Here is a 247-nt window from a genome sequence, read left to right on the forward strand (position 1 = left end):
CTGTGTGAATGATCATGACCATGAGAATGCCCGCCATGATTGCCTTTGTATGCACCAGTTTCTGGCTCAAACGGCGCTTGTACGGCTTGGGTACGTAGTCTAAGTTGATTTAACATTGCTTCTAAAACATGGTCAGGCTCAAAATATAGCGCCTTAGGTGTAATCATTAAAGGAACATGACGATTGCCTAAATGGTAAGCGCCCTTCATGAGATCAAAGCTATTATCGGCAGTCACTTCGATTAAGG

1 protein-coding gene is annotated in these 247 nt (G+C 43.7%); it reads right to left on the minus strand.

Translation table 11 applies throughout. The features are described 5' to 3' along the window. Window positions 1-247: urease accessory protein UreE C-terminal domain-containing protein (locus AAEY93_RS20960; protein ID WP_502959578.1), on the minus strand; the 247-nt coding region annotated here is incomplete at both ends.

The sequence above is a fragment of the Shewanella sp. CAL98-MNA-CIBAN-0140 genome (genome assembly GCF_040309905.1).
GTDB lineage: Bacteria > Pseudomonadota > Gammaproteobacteria > Enterobacterales > Shewanellaceae > Shewanella > Shewanella psychromarinicola.